This is a genomic window from Pseudoclavibacter sp. CFCC 13796 (genome assembly GCF_008831185.1).
Classification (GTDB): Bacteria; Actinomycetota; Actinomycetes; order Actinomycetales; family Microbacteriaceae; genus Pseudoclavibacter_A.
The window spans coordinates 1,527,278-1,544,171 of record NZ_WBKD01000001.1 but is presented as its reverse complement, the minus strand read 5'-3'; the positions used below and the strand labels follow the sequence as shown (position 1 = coordinate 1,544,171).

Here is a 16,894-nt window from a genome sequence, read left to right as displayed (position 1 = left end):
GGAGGGCGATCCCCTGAGGTCACAGCAGCGTCGCACGCAGTGCATGCTGAGTCGGCGGACGCGGGGTATGACGGTGTGCGTCCGCTGTCGCTGCCGCAGGATGGGGGTCTTCGTCGACAGTCGGTTCAGGCGGTGTCTCCTGGTGCGGTGCCTGCGGAGGAACCACACTGGGTGCTCTCGCCGTGCGTCCTGCAGTGGTGAGCGCCTTCACCGGGCGCCCGATGCAACCTGCGGTGATCGTGCACCGAGCGGGCCCCGACCCGGTGATGTAGCGGTGCCTTCCACACACGGGGCAGACTGTGACCGTGACCACAGGACGCTTCCGAAGCGGTGCCAGCAGACACTGCTCCAGCGGACTGAACTCCCCAGCCTGCGGCTGTACGTCGACGAACCGCTGCACCTTCTGCTCACGCATGAGCGCGAACGCCTGCTGGGCTGCCTCAACGGTCAGCCGGTCCTCATGCAGGCCCTCGTCGATCGGGATGCGCCACAGATGCATGACCGTGAGCTCCTTCACCTGCTCGACGTCGATGACCTCCCCGCGCTCGTCGGTGACCTCCACCTCACGGACGCGGACACGGGCGCTCACGGCGACAACGGAGCCGACCGGCGGCAGGCCGTCCTCGCTGCGCTGCTGGGAGGCCAAGTCCTCGGCCCACATGACCCCGCGGATGGAGCTTCTGCCGCCTTCGATGACGACGGACAGCATCTGCCCCTTCGAGTACGCGCGCTCCTTCGCACCAGCGAGGACACCGGCGACCACCACACGAGCACCCTCGGCGTCCGGGATCCGGTGCACCGGGATTGCCCGCGCTCCCATCGCTGAACCGTCAGCGGCGTCCTCGATCCCCGGCACACGCCACGCTTTCACCTGTGAGCGGTAGCGGGCCAACGGGTTATCGGAGAGACTCACCCCCAACAGGTCTCGCTCCCGGACGCTGCGCTCCAGCAGACCGAACTCGACCGCCGGTATGTCGATCGATTCACCGCTCGGCAGGGCCCGACACACGGTGAGCATCCCGAGCCTCGGCCCGAACCTGTCGCAGGCACCGGAACAGATCAGGCCTTCGAGCACACCTGCGTCCAAAGCCGGGCCGAGCACCTCCCTCAGATGACCGAGTGAGGTGTACCCCTCCTGCGGACGTCCGTCGACGACCGCAGCACCGACAACACCGACCCCTTTGACCTCACCGAGCCCGAGGCGAATCGACGTGTCGTCTTCCGGGAACGTCTCACTGCGGGAGCGGTTCACGTCCGGTGGGAGGATGGCGACACCCTCGTCTCTGAGCGAGTTGATCGCAGTGAGACGCTTCTCGTCATCATCTGTGCAGGCAAGGAGCGCCGCACCGTACGCTGCCGGCCAGTTCGCTTTCAGATAGGCAGTGTTGAATGAGACCTGTGCGTACGCCGCCGCATGGGACTTGTTGAACAGGTACGACGCTGCACCCTGCATGGTGTCGATGAGCCGCTCGACTGTCGCCGCCTGAAACACGGGTGAGGTGATGGTGCCCGACGCATCAGTGAACTGACGGCCGGCACCATCTCTCAGTGCAGTGAAAACCTCATCCAGGAGCGCCCGCTTCTTCTTCCCGACCGCTTTGCGCAGCTTTGAGCGCATGGCTGCGTCGAACCCTGCGACGACGGTTCCCAAGCGCATAAGTTCCTCTTGATAGACGAAAACGCCGTACGTCTCGCCGAGGACGGTGTCGATCCACCGGGCCTCGTCGGGGTCGTCGGTCAGGTAGCTGTAGTCGACGGCTTCACGGCCGGTCTTGCGGCGCGCGTACGTCTCGTGCATGCCGGCTCCCATGGGACCGGGCCGGTAGAGGGCGAGGATCGCGGTCAGGTCCTCATGATTGGTCGGCTGCACCTGCTGGGTGAGTTTGCGCATCCCATCGGAGTCCATCTGGAAGACACCGGCTGTGCGGCCTTCCCTCAGCAGCTGCCACGCTGCAGCGACTCGGGGGTCTCCTTGGGTGTCCGGGTCAGGCAGGTCGTAGTAGTCGATGTGCTCCCCGGTGGTCGCCTCGATGTACTCGATGGCTTTGGCGATCACGTCGAGGTTTCGGATGCGCAGCATGTCCATCTTCAGCAGGCCGAGCTCCTCCAGCTCCGGGCCCGTCCACTGCGTGATGAACACCTGCCGGCCCTCGGTCGCCTCTTTCGCGTCGATCCGCAGTGGCACGTTCCCGACGAGGGGCTTGCCGGAGATGATCACACCGCAGGCGTGGACGCTGGTGCCGGCGATGGTGTTCGCGTACTTCTCTGCGAGGTCGACGATCTGTGCACCGTCGGCGCCTGAGCGCTGCAGCACCGTGCGGTACTTCTCCCCTTTCAGGTCGTCTTCGTCTGCGAGTTGTGTGAACGTGTAGGGCTTCCCACCGACGACGGGGACAGCTTTCGACAGTCGATCCCCAAGCCCTGACAGCCGGTGCACACGTGCCGCGTCTTTGATCGCCCGCTTGGTGGTGGCGATCGCGAACGTGCCGATCCTCGCGACCGATTCATGCCCGTACGTGCGCTGCGCCCAGTCGTAGACTTCGTTGAAACGGGCCTTCTCAAAGTCCGTGTCGATGTCGGGCATGCCTTTTCGACCGGGCTCCAGGAACCGTTCGAATAGCAGATTGTGTCGCAGCGGGTCGATGGTGACGATGTCGAGGCAGTAGGAAACCAAAGATCCAGCAGCCGACCCTCGTCCGGGCCCAACGATGATGCCGTGGTCTTTCGCCCACCGGATCATGTCGTGGACGATCAGGAAGTAGGCGGGGAAGCCCATCTGACCGATGACAGACATCTCCGTGCGCAGCCGCTGGCGCACATCGTCGGGCAGCGGGTTGCCGTACCGTGTGCGCGCACCGCGTGCGACCAGATGATGCAGGTATGCCATCTCGTCGGCGAACCCGTCAGGCACAGGGTATTTCGGCAGTCGCATCCGCGCTTTCGGCAGGACCCGGGGCTGTACCCGGTCTGCGACCAAGGCGGTGTTGTCGCAGGCCGTCTGCCACCACGGTTCTGGGCGGAGCGCGCGCATCTCGGCCTCGGTTCGCAGGTGGTAGCCGGCACCGTGGAAGTGGAAACGCTTCGGGTCATCGAGGGCCTTCCCGGACTGCATGGCGAGGATCGCCTCATGCGTGGCCGCGTCCTCGGGCGCGGTGTAGTGGGAGTCGTTCGTCGCCACCAGAGGAAGCCCGTACTCTTCGGCGAGAGCAGCCATAGCCGGCAGTGCTGCCGACTCAGCAGCGATGTCATGCTCCATCACCTCCACGTAGACGTTGTCGTGGCCGACCGCGGCGATCATGGCCTCGAGTGCTTGCCGGGCCCGCTGTTCGGCTTCGTCGGCAGCACGTTCGTGACCGATGGCGCATCGGTAGGCGTCGAAGAAGGGGTGCGCTGCCCGGCTGTTGAGTTCGGTTCGGGCGAGCTCCAGCTGAGAGCGGCGCAGTTCGAGCTGCTCGAGACTGCCTTCGTCCGGCGTGGCGACCGCGTCCAGCTCGGCCATCTCCTTGACGAGCTCATCGGCGTCCGGGAGCAGGCCTGCGGGCACGTCTGGCATGTCGACCCGTGAACGTTCGGAGACGGCGGTGGAGATGTTCCCGAGGACGGGGCCGCCGAGGCAGCCGGTCAGGACGATGAGGCCCTCACTGTTGGCGGCGAGGAGGTCGTAGTCGATGCGGGGGTGGGACCAGACGTGCTGTTCGGCCTCCACGAGGATGCGGTTCAGGCTGTGCCACCCGGCCGTGTTCTGCGCGATCAGAGTGAGGTGGTAGTAGCGTTTGGTCTTCTCTCTGGCCGATGCTGCATCGAAGTCGGCTGAGTCGTCGGCCTCCACGGTGAGGCTGTCACGCTCGAAACGCGACCCGATCGCCAAGTACACCTCGCACCCGATGATCGGTTTGACCCCGGCTGCCTCGCATTCCTGCTGGAACGCCCACGCGGCTCCGATGTTCCCGTGGTCTGTGATCGCCAGCGCAAGCTGCCCGTCGGCCGCGGCACGTGCCACCAGCTTATGCAGGTGGCTGGCACCGTCGAGTGGTGAGTACTCGGTGTGCACGTGCAGGTGGGTGAACATGCAGATGACTATGCGCGTGGACCCAGCCGGTCGCCTCGAACGTGTCCCCATCTGCAGGGACGTTGCAGCTGTACCAACACTTAGTTGAACACGTGTTGGTATGAATCAGGCATGGTGACAGATAGGGATGGGCGGTCTCACGCCGGGGCAGGGTCGTCCGGGTATGGAAGGTTCGAAGCAGCCGCCCTCCGCAGCTGGGCGCACCAAGGCATTCTGTGTACCTTGGACGACTACGCAGAGAGCATCGACGGATCGCCGGCACAGGCACTGAGCTGGGACCGGTCCCGGGCGATTTCAGCCATCCTGCTGTTGGAGCTCTTGTGCCCAATTCGGACCGATCCCGCGCAAGCGCAGGTACTCCGACCAGCGCGGTGGTGGCAGGACTCTCCCCCACTTGCGTGTCACCCAGATTTGACAGAACGTCCGGTCGCCGACGGCACTGAGAAAGCCGCCTTCGAACAGCGCGTCCGAGTCCTCCTCATAGAGCCACCCGACCGGTCCTTTCGTCAGGACCCAGTACACGGCAATGTGGTGATACTGACCATGCACTTCGTGCTGCAGGATGGACCAGAGACGGCATCTCGGGAGATCGACCTCGAAGTCGGTGCCTATGCGAGGCATTCGCCGGAGTCCAAGCCACCCCTGAGAGTCCATGTCGGACAGACTACAGGGGTGTCATGCAGAGAAAGACCGAGAGTAACGCTGTCGCTCGGCTATGTGGCTGGCCGCCTGATCTCCGCACTATCGGCAGTTCGCGATCCAAGCGCTCTTGAGCAGTGGAGGTCCACTCTTCCCCTGTTCGAAGTCGGCCTCAGGCCCCAAGCCGCTGAATGTCTTCCGCGCTTGCGATAGGTCTTGCACATCCATCCAGAAGTGAATTGCTTCCACGGGAAGCCTCAGATGTGATTGGGCTCATGATTCACCCTTCTTGGAGCACATCGTCGAGTTCCTGCCACAGCACGGGCCAGTCGAGAGAGTCACCACGTGAACGGTCGACAATCGCCCGTACCCGTCCAAGCTGAGCGTTCGCGGCTGCCGCTCTGCTGAGTGCGATCTCCGCATGATGAAGGGCCTCGTCGCGTTCGTCATCTCCTCCTCCAAGTACAGCGGTGAGCGCTGCGCGCACGATCTGATCGGTTGACGGGTCCTCCCCGCCATGCCGCTGTCCCCAGTCCAGAGACTCAACCGCCTCAACCGCGACCGCCACCATGTCCTCGGTGATGTCTACCGGCTGTGCTGCCTGCCGTTCAGCTTCATGCCTTGCATCGGTCATCGTTCTGCCCCCTCTTCCTTGAGGTTGCCTTCGTCGTCGAGCAGGCCAAGGTGCCCGAGCAGCTTGTCAGCGAAGTCGGCGCACGTCGTGTCTTCAGCTTCGATCAGTAGGTAGGCGACCGATTCAAGCAAGTCTCTGGCTGTCTGGTTGAGAACGATGTCTCGCTGCTCAAACGAGTCGTTCCCAATGAACGTATGGATGTTCTGCGCGTGGTCGTAGACGCGCTCACGAATGGTCTCTTCCAACTCTCCAAAAGCATCCATCACAGTCACCTCGCCGGGTGCGGATGAAGCCTGATGCAGAGCCTCATCATGCTCATTCATTGCCGCTTCCCACCTCTGCTCTGATCTCCGGGCGAACGACATCGTCAGCGGCGATCGTCGCGGTGACAGTGACAGGGGCGTCGAAGATCCGCCTGTCGACGTCAAGCGACAGCTTCACAGCTACCTCGTCTTCTGCTAGCGGCGGCCGATTCTGACGAACCTGCGTTGCCACGATCCCCTTGCGCTCTGTGTCGCGCAGTACCAGCCATGCGGTGACCTTGCTCAAATGCTGTCTCCTGTTTCTGTCGGTGTTGCGTATGGAGATGAGATGTCACAGTCCAAGGAGTCGGGGCCTTCGCATCCAAGGTCGCCGAGCCCGTGGTACCCCTGAGCCTCCTGATACCCGCGCGTGAAACCCTGTTGCCATGCGGTGTCCTGCAGCTGGCGGTCATGCTGTTTGAGCCAGTCTGAACCGATAACGGCTTCTGCGATGTAAGCGGAGTCCACGGGTGGGTTGTCGACGTGGCAGAGTGGAATCTCCGCTGCCAAAGACGCTTCGTCTGCGCTGTTGCACGCGACACCCTGAAAGTAGTGTTCGGTCATCGGGTTCCTCCAACGGGGTGCGTGGTGTGCGTCTCAGCCCTGTGTGCGCGGGAGCTGCGTGATCCGCTGGAACGGGCTGAGTATCCCGACGACCCGGCCGCGTATCCACTGGTCGCTGACGAACCCGCCGGAAGGCGTGTCCTGGTGGTACCTGCTGTCGGCGCTGTCGGAGCGGTTGTCGCCCATCATCCACACGGCGTGCTCTGGGACGGTGACATCGAAGGCGACCGTGCAGGCAGGCTGGTCCAGGTAGGGCTCCACGATGTGGCGACCGTCGATCTCGATTGTGTCCGACCCGACGGTGCAGCTGACGTGCTCACCGGGGAGCCCGATCACACGCTTCACCAGCTGGTGGCTGTGGTCGTCGGGGTCGTCGGTCATCCAACCTCCGGGGTCTGCGAACCCGATGACGTCGCCGCGGTGCAGCTGACTGACGCTCGTCCCCGGCCGGACCGCCAACACCACGTCGCCTGACTGCAGGGTCGGTGCCATGGAATCGGAGGGAACCAGCCAGATCCCGAGGACGGTGAGCTTCAGCACCAGCCCGCAGACGAATGCGGCGGCGGCGATCCCGATGACGGTGAGAATCCTCTGGCTACGCGGCTGCACGTCCGCCTCCCATCCGGCCCAGCAAGTCGAGGGCCTTCCCGAGACTGGTGGTCTTCTGCGTGAACCGCCTGGCCGCATGGAGGTACAGGTTCCGGGTCGGTGTCGGGTAGCTGACCACGGAGGTCTTCGTCAGACGGCAGTCGAGGATTGCGGCGACCCCGATGTCGTCGGTGGAGCGGATCAGCCGCCCGAGTGCCTGCTCGAGGAGGATCGCGGCGTCGGCGACGTACACGTAGCGGTCAGCGCCCCAGCGGTCGCCGGTGCGTTCGTAGATGAGCTGGACGCGCGCTTCATCGACAGGGTTGCGTTGCGCGCGTGCTGGACGGTCGATGATCACCAGCTCGCACGTGCGTCCGGGGCCGTCGACTCCGGTCATCATCGACTTGGTGCCGATGAGGATGGCCTGCTGGTCGTCGCGCCACTCGCTGACGAGCTCCTGCACCCCAGCCCCAGACCACTGGTCGAGGATGGTCCGTTGCGGGTACGCCTGACGGAGCCTGCGCGCGTATTCGCGTCCATTGGCACTGTTCGCGCTGAGGATGATGCCACCACCGCTGCAGGCCCCCACCAGATCGACGGTCATGCGTGCCGCGACGTCACGGTGCTTCTGCGTCGAGAAGCGCCAGCGCCCCTTGTACCCGGGGTCGGCGATCTGGTCCGCCTGCTCGGCGGTGAACTTCGGGACGAACAGGAGGCTCTCGCCGTAGGCTTCGTCGAACGGTGATTCGTACTCACTCCAGCCGACGTCGAGCCCGGCTTCCTGCCCGATGCTCTTCTGCAGGGTGCCGCTGATCAGGTCGATCCGTTCCGGCGGCAGGATCGGGTCGTTCTCCTCGCCGCCCTCGAACTCCCAGAGGTTCGTGGCCATCATGCCGGAGACGCTGACCGGAGCGGACTGCATCGCCGGCATCTCGGTCCCGTCGCGGAATCGGACCTGCTCCACCCACCGGGCGACCCCACCGCGGTGCTCGGCGACCTGTTCGATGGCGTGGGTGAAGTGGGTGACGGCGGAGCGGATGTGCCGTGCTGACTGCACACCCTTCATGTCGTGTCCGGCGGCTGCGATCTTCTCCAGCGGGTCGATCAGGCCGATGAGTGTTCCAGCCCACCCCTCGAGCTGTTCACGAACGCTGTCCAGAGGCAGGTCGTCTTGGACGAATGCACCGTCGTTGTTCTGCCGGCTGTCGAGCCATGATGAGCACGTCGTCTGGAGGGCTTCTGCAAGCCGTTTGCCTTCAGCGAACCATCGGTCGACGCGTGTGCCGCTGCCAGGTGCGACGAGGCGTTTCGCCGAACGCATGAGCGACCTGACCCTGCGGGCGGAGACTTCCTCCTGACCTTGGCTGCGCACCGTCTGCGGGAGCGCGTGGGCTTCGTCGACGATGACCTGATCGATCTGGCCGACGTTCGCGTTCCCGAGGATGACAGGGATCGCTTTCGCCGCCTGAACCGCCAGCACACTGTGGTTGGTGACGATGACGTCAGCTTCTGCGACGGCGTTCTTCGCTGCCTGCGGGTAGCACATGTCGAACAACGGGCACTTGGTCCGAGCGCACTCCTCACTGGAGATGGAGAGGTGACGGAATTGCCCGCGGCTCATGGGGACGCTGCAGTCGGCTCGGTCCCCGGTGTCTGACGCCCCATCGAGCGCCCAACGCAGTGCTGGAACGATCTCGGACGCGTCGTAGTCGACATCTTCCACGGTGACGGCACCGGTGGCTCGACCGAGCCTCCCCAGCAGCTCTGGAATCTCCTCGGCGCCTACCTTGCCGGCGAACGGGGTGCCGACCGCTTCACGGGCGGAAGCGATCGCCTTCGCCAGGCAGACGAAGTTCGACCATCCCTTGAGAACCGCGATGCTGAATGAGCTGCCGTCGTCGCGGAGCCGGGCGTCAGTGGCCTGCGCTGCCGGTGCGTCCTTGTTCATGATCTGGGACTGCAGGGACAACGACTCGGTGGAGATGAGGGTTCGGCGACCGTGTCGCGCGTTCACGGCAGCGTTGGCGAGTGCGGCGAACGACTTCCCGACGCCCGTCGGTGCCTCGCCGGCGACTCGGGGCCTTCCCGCCATGTCTCGAGCAAGAGCGGACTGACCTGATCGTGGCGTGACGCCGGGCCCGACCGCGTCCGCGACCAGCTCATGCAGGAACGCAGAGACCTCGGCCTCGTTCGTATCTTCGGTCATCCGTCAACTCCGTCGCTCTGTGGTTCCTCTTTCCGTGGCACCTATGCGCGTGGGTCACCGTTCGTCGAGTCGTTGTGTGAGCGCGCACCTGACCTGTTCGATGTGGGCGCGAACGGTTCTGACCGACAGCCCGGTGGCTGACCTGATCTCGGAGACAGAGGCGACCTCCCCGGTGGCGGCGACTCGTCCGACCCACGCCCGCGCGACCGACCCGACGGCAGGGTCTCGGCGCTCGCACTCCCGGATGACCCGGTCGATCATGATGGCGACGTCTACGTCCTGTTGAACGTCAGCCGCTCGGAGACGCTCCATGTGGGCGTCATCGCCGGTGACAACCCGGTGGGGACGGAGATCGTCCACGGAGACACGTGCCCCTGCCTTGACGGGGTCGCGGACCGACCGGTTAACCTGCTCGTTCACATGGTCGACCACGGATTGGTCATCCGGTTCGTACCCGAGCTCCGCCGTCAGCTCGCGCCGCGCCTTGGTGATCCTGGCGCTGCGTCGAGTCATCGCAGACAGACCACCGACACCATGTTGGCGGTGGGCCGAGCAGAACCGGTAGGTCTCCCGCACGGCGACCTGCCGGAGCATCGCCGACCAGTTCTTGACATTGGCTTTCAGAGCGGGGGTGCTGTCGTAGAGGTGCACGGCACGGACCAGTGCGACCATCACCTCGGAGAGCGCATCCTCGTATTCGGCGTACGGAAGGTTGTTGCGGGACGCTGCCGAGCGCACCCAGCTCATGGCGGGTGTCCTCAGCTGGGCGAGGAACTCGTCAGTGGTGATCCGCCCTGATAACCACTCTCCTGCCGCCCCGTTCGCGTCATCTCTTCTCACTGCGACTTCCCCCTCGTGGTCTCGTAGGGCCACTGCGGCCAGGGAGGCTCGCTTGAGGTGGTCCGTGCGTCGAGGAATGCGCGCAACCGAACACCACCGGCCCGTTCGTCGAGGAGCCAGGCAATCGTGGGTCTCTTCGGTGGCCTGCGGAGTTCAAGCAGATCGAACATCCGCTCGATGGTCAGGTCAGCGCCCTTCGGCCCCGTCCCCGTTTGGGCCATGAGCAGCTGCCTGAGCTGGATTCTCCGCAGAGGTGAGCGCGCGGGCTGCCGGGATGACCTGATGACGTCGTCGATGGTGAGTACGGCGTCGTTCACCCCCAGCAGGTACTCTGCTCGCATGAGGCGTGCGATGTGAAGAGCATCACGTGCGGCGACGATGTCCGGACTCATAGGGCAGCTTCTTTCGGCTGACGTTCGAGCGTCTCCGCAGCCCATGTGAACGTCTGTCCCTGAGGCAGCGGTGCAGAGAGCGCTTTGACCGTGCGCTCCCAGGAGAGGTGCTCACGTGGATACAGCTGCCGGTATCGCTCGATGACCTGCGCGTAGGTGAGGTTGTCCGCCTTGCCAACCAGTTTCCGGATCTTCGGTCCGATATGGGGGTCGCCGATCGCTCGCTGAACGGTCGAACGCGCCCGAGACCACACCCCGTATCTGAAGATGCGGTCGAGATCGCACCCGTCTAAAGACTCCGGGGCGAGAGCCTTGTCAATGAGCCGTTCCACGTCTGAGCGTCGCTCGCTGGTGCCGTAGAGCATCTCGGTGACCATCTGCTCCACGGTTGTGTCGTCGAGCAGGTTCTCGCTGTGGGATTGGCTCCTCGTCGGCGTCGACCGATTGTGGAAGTCCGCGATCTCCGATGAGAGGGAGAAGTTGGCACGCTCGAGCTGCTCCCGGACGAACGGTTCGAACAGGTGCAGCAGTTCCGCACGGGCACGCACCCCTGCGCGCTGGAGGCGGGAGACTTTTCGGTGCAGTTGCCGTTGGCCGAAGTACTGCTCGCCTGCAATGTCGTCGGCGAGGAAAACCTTCGTCCCGGACAGCGCATGCCCGAGGGATGTCGTGCACCACTGCGCGGTGACGACAGTCCCGGATGGGACGACCTGGACGATCGGTTCATCCCATTGGAGCCGCAGGTGCAGCAGGTGCCTGGTCAGCGCTTTGCGCCCGACGTTCATCATCGGCGGGTGCAGGGCGAACTGGGGTAGTAGGGCAATCACCCCGTTGGCCGGGCACGCATCCAGATCGAGGTGTGCGGCGGCCTGGCTCCACAGGCAGGCCTCCAGCTTCTCCACGATCCGCTCCGCAGCAGGAGGCGCTCCCCTCACCTGCGTCTCCTGAACAGGCCCCGCCGTTTCTCTCGTTTCGGTGTGACTTCACTCGCTTCCAGTCGTGGGGGCTCGCCCAGCACTCGTGACACGATCTTGTCGGTGACCTCGGCGACCGCGGGGCTCGACGAGTCGAACAGGCCGATGTTCAGGTTGTCGCGGAACGCCGCATCGTAGAAGGTCGCCCCAAGATACTGGCCGAGCCCTTGGAACCGTGTCTCGATTCCAGACAGGAGGCCGGTCTCGAGTTCTGAACGCTCGTGGATCAGCGAGGTGACCAGCAGGACCCGGCCCGTCGGGGCGCCGGAGAAGTCGCTCTCCAGACGCGATTTCAGATTGGCGATCGCCTCACGGTTGTTCTCGAACAGCCCTACCGCCCACGCACCGCGCTCACGCACGAGCGGGGCCATCACGTTGTCGACGAGGCCGGAGACATCGGTTGATTCGATGATCTGCGTGTCAACGATGACCAAGTCACTGACCGTCCGGGCATAGTCGATTGCTGTGCGGTAGAGGGCATCGTCGACCAGGAGAGGGTCGTTGAGCAGGTCCGTCGGGGCGAGCATCAGAGCGAATGGAATCGGCGGGAGCTCATGTGGCCGGAAATGGCTGGCTCGCTCCGGGAGGATCAGTGCAGCCTCCGGACGCCGGGTCACCGCCATGTCGTAGACCGTCGGCAGCCCCTCATCAGTGAGGCGACGCTCGGTATCCATCCGGAGCATCTGGCAGATCGACCCTTGGCCTCTGTTCATGTCGATGACAGTGACCCGTTTGCCGTACACGGTTGCCGCACGGTGCGCCAGTGACAGCGCCGTTGTCGTCTTCGTGACACCGCCTTTCGCCGCCATCGTGAAGACGACGGGGGTGCTCGACTCCGGGTAGCGCGGGAGCGAATCACGGGGCGTGATATGCCCGACCTCCGGGGCGACGACGGTGGCTTCGTCGAACGCGTCGGCATGCTGCCGAACGGTCTCGGCAGACTCCTCTTCGGCGACCGCACGGTCGTCTTTCGGCAGCGGCCCGATCTCCCCGTCGACGATGAGAGGTACTGGCGGCACGAACAGTTCTGCGGGTGGCTCCGGAACCACGTCGACTGGTTCTGCCTCCTCCAGCACCGGCTCATCGGATGACGGTTCGGGTGCATGCGCAGCAGGCGCGACTGGTTCCGGGCTCGGGCTCCCGAACAGCTCGGCGAGGAAGTCATCCGAGCTGGCGCTCGGTGGTCTCTCGGGGGCCGGCATCAGATGAGGCGCGGCTGGTAGTAGAGGCTCACCTGATGGTGGGGCTGCCGGTGCGGTGCTGAACAGCTCGTCTATGATGCTGCGCGTGGACTCAGCCTCAGGTGCGGGCGTCTGTGGCACAGGTGCTGGCTGCGGTTCGGGCAGCGGCTCCGGCTGCACGTCCGACGCACGGGTCGGCTCTGGCAGCGGGAAGTCTGTAGCCTCCGGAGCCGACTTCGAGACCTCTGGCTCCTGTTCTGGGGTCGGGAGCGGCAGGATCGGTTCTGCTCGTGGTTCCGGTTCTGGGAGCGGTGGTGCCAAGGGCGTCTCTGACCGCTGCACAGGCTCCGGTGTCGGCGTGAAGTCGTCGTAGCCACTTTCGTCGGCTTCTGTCTCATCGGTCGGCAGGGCCACACTTGCGGAGGTGTCGGCCGCATCGAGGTCGAACAGATCAGCCAGTTCGGGATCAACGTCGGGCTCTGGTGACGAGGTGACGAAAGTCATCAGACCCTCCAGCGTGCCGTGCAGCCCGGTGTCAGAGCCGACCTGCAACCAGGCCAGTAGCTGCTCGACGGTGACTGGGGTGCGCATGACAGTGAACAGGTCGCTGCTGCTGTTCAGATCTGCCCGGTCTGCGACTGTTTCGTCGACGATGGCCAGGATGCGCGAATCACGACGTGACAGGGTCGCATCCACCCATGCCTGTATCGCGGGGCGGCTGACGTCACCGATGATGATCGGAAACGCACCGACCAGCTTTCGTGCGTCTCTAACTGCCCTGGCAGCTGACTTCCACTCATCGCCGGTGATCACGTCGAACCCGGCCCGGGTCAGCGGCTCGACCAGGCCCGGTACTTCTACGACTCCGATATGTGTGCTCATCGTCATCCCCCTATGCGGCGTCGGCTGCGGCAGCTTCCGCGCACAACGCAGTCATGACACAGGCACCCGCACAGCTCCGGTTCACGGATGAGCAGCAGAACATCCTTGACGCCTTCACAGCGGGGCGCAGACTGTCCATTGAGGCGTGCGCTGGTTCGGGCAAGACCACGATTCTGAGAACCATGGCGCAGCGCAGCGGTCAGCCCGGCCTATACCTCGCCTACAACCGCCACGTCGCAGCAGACGCACGCGCTGTTTTCCCGACGACGACCCGTGTCTCCACGGCGAACTCCATCGCTTACCACGCCTTCGGCGTGCCCCGGCGCAACCGGAACGGAGCCAGACTCCCGGACGCGAAAGCCCGCAAGGAGGCGTGGGGCGCCATCCCCTACGCAGACGGTGAGATTCGGCTGAGCTCCTGGCAGACCATGCATCTCGGCCTCCGAACGGTGCAGAGCTTCTGCCAGTCGAACCGCGACACCATCACCGATCAGGACGTCGTCTTCCCGGAGCTCATGACGCTGAACGCAGACCAGCAGGTACGGCTCGCTCCGCTCATCCGGAGTATCGCCGGCCAGATTTGGTCCTCAGCGCAGCTGGAGGACGCCGCGACCCCGGTCACCCACGACCAGATCATGAAGATGTGGGCGATGTCCCATCCCACGCTGGAACAGGACTTCATCCTCTTCGACGAGGCGCAGGACGCGAACCCGGTGCTCGCAGACGTGATCGCACAGCAGACGGACGCACAGGTGATCACCGTCGGCGATTCCGCCCAGCAGCTCTACGGTTGGCGGGGCGCCGTCGACGCCTTGGATTCGTTCTCGGGCAACCGGCTGCCGATGACCGTCTCATTCCGGTTCGGGCAGGCGATCGCCGAGGAGGCGAACTACTGGCTCTCCCGTCTCGGCGACAACAGGCGGATCACCGGGATGCGCCCGAAGTCCAGCGTCTGGCTTGACCACAACAGCCACCGCACACCAAACGCGATCATCTGCCGGACGAACGCCCGCATGATCGAGGAGATGCTGAACATGCAGGACCGTGGCATCCGAGTCGGTGTCGTCGGCGAGTCGAAGACCGAGGGCATGATGAAAGTCGCCCGTGTCGCCGAAGACCTGCTGGAGCGCCATTTCACCTCGAACGCCGACTTCGGGCAGTTCAGCAGCTGGGAGCAGGTGGTCGAGTACGCCGAGCAGCCGGAATGCCCGATGGAGCTCCGCGGTCAGGTCTCCATCGTCGACTCGTACGGCAGCGACCGGATTCGTGCCGCTCTGGAGACGGCTGCAGCGCAGGAGGACGCCGAAGTGGTGGTCACCACCTGCCATCAGGCGAAAGGCCGCGAGTGGAGGCATGTGCGGCTCGCCTCCGACTTCACGGAGATGATCGAAGCGAACCGCAAGGAGGGCCTGCCACAGGAGGAGGCCATGGTGAACTACGTCGCAGTCACCCGTGCGAAACGGCATCTGGACGCCATGGCTGTTGCCGATGGGCGCGCATAGGCCGCAGCATGATCAGACGCCGACATGACCCCGCAGGCCGAGAACCGATGCTCCACCAGCGGCTCTTCGCCTACCTTCACACGTTCGCGTGGCCTGAACTGACGGTTCGTGAGCTGTTGATCAGATACCGCTCACGGATCAGCTGGCCGCTGGGTCTGCTCATCATCGGCGTCTACTTCCGGTTCGGCGAGGGACTCACCGTCTACGCGAACGGGTTCGCCCTGCTGTTCTGGACGGCGAGCCTGCTGGTGCTGCCTGTCGCACTCCACGCCGGCGTCCGGACCATGGTGCTGAAACATCGCAACCCCGACCTGCCCGGCAGGCCGATCTGGTTCGCAGTGGGAAAGCTGGTCGTCACCGTGGTCGGGCTGGCCGTCTACCTGTTCATCTGAGATTGGAGCGACACCAGTGGAGAGCACCCCGAAAGACCCATATCAGACGCTGGGCGTCACACGCGATGCTGATGATGCAGTCATCCGTGCCGCATGGAAGGCACAGGTTCGCAAGAACCACCCTGACCTTGTCGGTGAGGCCGGTGCAGAAGCGACAGCACTCGTCAACGCGGCCTACAACCTGATCCGCACGAGCGAGCTGCGTGCCCGCTACGATCTTGACCACAAGCCTGCGCCCGCGCCGGAGCCGGAGCCGGAGCCGGAGCCGGAGCCGGAGCCGGAACCGCCGAGCGGACCGGAGGCCGACTCCACTTTCAACCTTGGCGTACCCGTCTTCTCCTCGCACCCGGAGCCTTCGGCACCACAGGTCACCTTGGCTGACATGATCGACGTTGCCCGTCTGCGCCGCTGTGCACTGCTCTGGCTGACCATCCCGGGAGCCGTCAGTGCGGTCGCAGCCGTCACCGCCGCAGTCATGGTGAGCGGTGACAACGCAATCCCACTGCTCTTCGGTGTGGCTGGTGCGCTCATCCTCCGGGCCCGTCGGCTGCAGGTGAAACGCTGGGCCGGCCTGGCCCTGATCCCAGCAGCAGGTTTCGTCGGTGTCGGCGAGACATACATGGTGCCCCGTATGGTCATCGCAGCACTGGCGTTCTGCGCAGCCTCCTTCATCGCTCTGTCGTTCGCGGTGCTCCGTGCCCGACGCACGGCGAGCGCGCTGGTCACGCTGCGAAACAACGCAGGTGAGCGAACTATTTGGATGGTCCAGGAACAGAACGCCGATCACGGCCGCCCGCTGGTCCTGCTCGCCGACCTTGACTCGGACGCAGAGATGGAAACGGTGCTCTGGAATCGCCCAGATACAGTCCGGCCCGGCACCTGCCTGCTGCTGAACGCGACGGGGACACAGGCGACCACGACGACGTCGCCCAATGTGCTGTCGGCGTTTCTTCTCCTGCGCCGGGTTGAACGGATGCCCGACCTGCTTGGGCGTTCAGCGGTCCACTGACCAGGTCATATCGGCTGATGACGGTTCGCGGATCGTGAGGGCGCGGTCGACACTGCGCTCATACGGAACTGTTGCGATCCACGTTCCCACCCCTGACTCCGTGTGGTCGGAGAGCCCCGTGCCGTCCTTCATGCTGATGTGCGCCTGCCATGCGACGGTCACGCACACTTCAGCGTCGACGACCCCATCCTGCCGATAGTCGCTGACATCGCAGACCGAGGCATCAGTGACCTTGCCCTCCAAGTCGAGGACCTGCACGTCACGGCGGCCGAGGATCGTTTGGGCGATTGACGGTTCGTCGGCTGGGGTGTCTTCGAGGGCTGTGGACACCCTCGAGGCGCGGTCGTCGGCCGTCTCCTTGGAGCTGAAAGTCAGGAACGTCGACACCGCACGCCCTGCCAAGTCCAGTTCGCCCGGCACGAGGCCTGCACCGCGCAGTGAGCGGATGCGGTCCAGATCCTCGAGTGCCTGCTGCCGACGATCGCCATCAGCTGCAGCGCCCGCCTGTGGTGTAGATCCGCTCTCGTCATGCGCATCCTCGGACGGCAGTGAGGCGACAGCGTCGGGCACCTTGCCCCCACCTGTCTGCCCTGGGGCGTCGACAGATGTGCGCAGTACTGCAAGGGCGACCAATGCGACGGCTGCGGCCACGATTGCCGCTACAGTCATTGCCCGACGGCGCTCTTTGAACCACTGCTGCATGCTCATTCCGGGTTCCCC

The 16,894-nt window shown here is 64.6% G+C and carries 15 protein-coding genes; 3 read left to right on the top strand and 12 right to left on the bottom strand.

The genetic code is table 11. The features are described from left to right. Positions 1 to 19: 19 nt before the first annotated feature. The 11 genes from F8O07_RS06875 to F8O07_RS06825 all read right to left on the bottom strand — a co-directional run bounded on the left by F8O07_RS06875 (position 20) and on the right by F8O07_RS06825 (position 13,271). The gene (locus tag F8O07_RS06875) at positions 20 to 4,069 is read right to left on the bottom strand and encodes a DNA polymerase III subunit alpha (RefSeq protein WP_192496682.1); all 4,050 of its coding nucleotides are present in this window, start codon (positions 4,067 to 4,069) and stop codon (positions 20 to 22) included. 919 nt (positions 4,070 to 4,988) lie between these two features. Further along, positions 4,989 to 5,342, bottom strand: a complete 354-nt coding sequence (locus tag F8O07_RS06870) for a hypothetical protein (protein ID WP_158031341.1) — start codon at positions 5,340 to 5,342, stop codon at positions 4,989 to 4,991. Continuing rightward, positions 5,339 to 5,665 (bottom strand): hypothetical protein, encoded by a 327-nt coding sequence (locus tag F8O07_RS06865; RefSeq protein WP_158031340.1) that lies wholly within the window; start codon positions 5,663 to 5,665, stop codon positions 5,339 to 5,341. The genes F8O07_RS06870 and F8O07_RS06865 overlap by 4 nt, the downstream gene beginning before the upstream one ends. Continuing rightward, complete coding sequence (locus F8O07_RS06860) at positions 5,658 to 5,891, bottom strand: hypothetical protein (RefSeq protein ID WP_158031339.1); 234 nt, start codon at positions 5,889 to 5,891, stop codon at positions 5,658 to 5,660. The genes F8O07_RS06865 and F8O07_RS06860 overlap by 8 nt, the downstream gene beginning before the upstream one ends. After that, a complete protein-coding gene (locus tag F8O07_RS06855) occupies positions 5,888 to 6,208 on the bottom strand; it encodes a hypothetical protein (protein WP_158031338.1) in 321 nt (106 codons plus the stop codon). The genes F8O07_RS06860 and F8O07_RS06855 overlap by 4 nt, the downstream gene beginning before the upstream one ends. A 33-nt stretch (positions 6,209 to 6,241) precedes the next feature. After that, entirely contained in the window at positions 6,242 to 6,817 is a 576-nt protein-coding gene (gene lepB, locus F8O07_RS06850; RefSeq protein WP_192496681.1) for a signal peptidase I, read from the bottom strand. Then, complete coding sequence (locus tag F8O07_RS06845) at positions 6,804 to 9,002, bottom strand: ATP-dependent DNA helicase (RefSeq protein ID WP_158031336.1); 2,199 nt, start codon at positions 9,000 to 9,002, stop codon at positions 6,804 to 6,806. Before F8O07_RS06845 ends, lepB begins: the two co-directional genes overlap by 14 nt. A 54-nt stretch (positions 9,003 to 9,056) precedes the next feature. After that, positions 9,057 to 9,875, bottom strand: a complete 819-nt coding sequence (locus tag F8O07_RS06840) for a hypothetical protein (RefSeq protein WP_158031335.1) — start codon at positions 9,873 to 9,875, stop codon at positions 9,057 to 9,059. Continuing rightward, entirely contained in the window at positions 9,839 to 10,234 is a 396-nt protein-coding gene (locus tag F8O07_RS06835; RefSeq protein WP_158031334.1) for a hypothetical protein, read from the bottom strand. Before F8O07_RS06835 ends, F8O07_RS06840 begins: the two co-directional genes overlap by 37 nt. Further along, a complete protein-coding gene (locus F8O07_RS06830) occupies positions 10,231 to 11,136 on the bottom strand; it encodes a hypothetical protein (RefSeq protein ID WP_158031333.1) in 906 nt (301 codons plus the stop codon). Before F8O07_RS06830 ends, F8O07_RS06835 begins: the two co-directional genes overlap by 4 nt. A gap of 29 nt (positions 11,137 to 11,165) precedes the next feature. Further along, entirely contained in the window at positions 11,166 to 13,271 is a 2,106-nt protein-coding gene (locus F8O07_RS06825) for an AAA family ATPase (RefSeq protein ID WP_158031332.1), read from the bottom strand. 53 nt (positions 13,272 to 13,324) lie between these two features. On the opposite strand from F8O07_RS06825, the gene F8O07_RS06820 reads away from it, so the two are divergent. From F8O07_RS06820 to F8O07_RS06810, 3 genes are read left to right on the top strand one after another with little or no spacing between them, the layout of a single operon-like run. Continuing rightward, positions 13,325 to 14,773 (top strand): UvrD-helicase domain-containing protein, encoded by a 1,449-nt coding sequence (locus tag F8O07_RS06820; protein ID WP_158031331.1) that lies wholly within the window; start codon positions 13,325 to 13,327, stop codon positions 14,771 to 14,773. Between the two features lie 8 nt (positions 14,774 to 14,781). Beyond that, on the top strand, positions 14,782 to 15,165 hold the full coding sequence (locus tag F8O07_RS06815; RefSeq protein WP_158031330.1) for a hypothetical protein: 384 nt from the start codon (positions 14,782 to 14,784) through the stop codon (positions 15,163 to 15,165). 16 nt (positions 15,166 to 15,181) lie between these two features. Next, positions 15,182 to 16,174: a J domain-containing protein gene (locus tag F8O07_RS06810; RefSeq protein WP_192496680.1), complete on the top strand. Its 993-nt coding sequence runs from the start codon at positions 15,182 to 15,184 to the stop codon at positions 16,172 to 16,174. Here the strand turns inward: F8O07_RS06810 and F8O07_RS06805 are convergent. Continuing rightward, on the bottom strand, positions 16,160 to 16,882 hold the full coding sequence (locus F8O07_RS06805; protein ID WP_158031328.1) for a hypothetical protein: 723 nt from the start codon (positions 16,880 to 16,882) through the stop codon (positions 16,160 to 16,162). The two genes, F8O07_RS06810 and F8O07_RS06805, sit on opposite strands and share 15 nt — an antisense overlap. Positions 16,883 to 16,894: the final 12 nt, after the last annotated feature.

Bases quoted from the DNA above. Each gene is read 5' to 3' on its own strand.
- F8O07_RS06875 (WP_192496682.1), bottom strand. From the start codon at position 4,069: ATGTTCACCCACCTGCACGTGCACACCGAGTACTCACCACTCGACGGT.
- F8O07_RS06865 (WP_158031340.1), bottom strand. From the start codon at position 5,665: ATGAATGAGCATGATGAGGCTCTGCATCAGGCTTCATCCGCACCCGGC.
- F8O07_RS06805 (WP_158031328.1), bottom strand. From the start codon at position 16,882: ATGAGCATGCAGCAGTGGTTCAAAGAGCGCCGTCGGGCAATGACTGTA.
- F8O07_RS06835 (WP_158031334.1), bottom strand. From the start codon at position 10,234: ATGAGTCCGGACATCGTCGCCGCACGTGATGCTCTTCACATCGCACGC.
- F8O07_RS06815 (WP_158031330.1), top strand. From the start codon at position 14,782: ATGATCAGACGCCGACATGACCCCGCAGGCCGAGAACCGATGCTCCAC.
- F8O07_RS06825 (WP_158031332.1), bottom strand. From the start codon at position 13,271: ATGAGCACACATATCGGAGTCGTAGAAGTACCGGGCCTGGTCGAGCCG.
- F8O07_RS06820 (WP_158031331.1), top strand. From the start codon at position 13,325: ATGACACAGGCACCCGCACAGCTCCGGTTCACGGATGAGCAGCAGAAC.
- F8O07_RS06845 (WP_158031336.1), bottom strand. From the start codon at position 9,002: ATGACCGAAGATACGAACGAGGCCGAGGTCTCTGCGTTCCTGCATGAG.
- F8O07_RS06870 (WP_158031341.1), bottom strand. From the start codon at position 5,342: ATGACCGATGCAAGGCATGAAGCTGAACGGCAGGCAGCACAGCCGGTA.
- F8O07_RS06855 (WP_158031338.1), bottom strand. From the start codon at position 6,208: ATGACCGAACACTACTTTCAGGGTGTCGCGTGCAACAGCGCAGACGAA.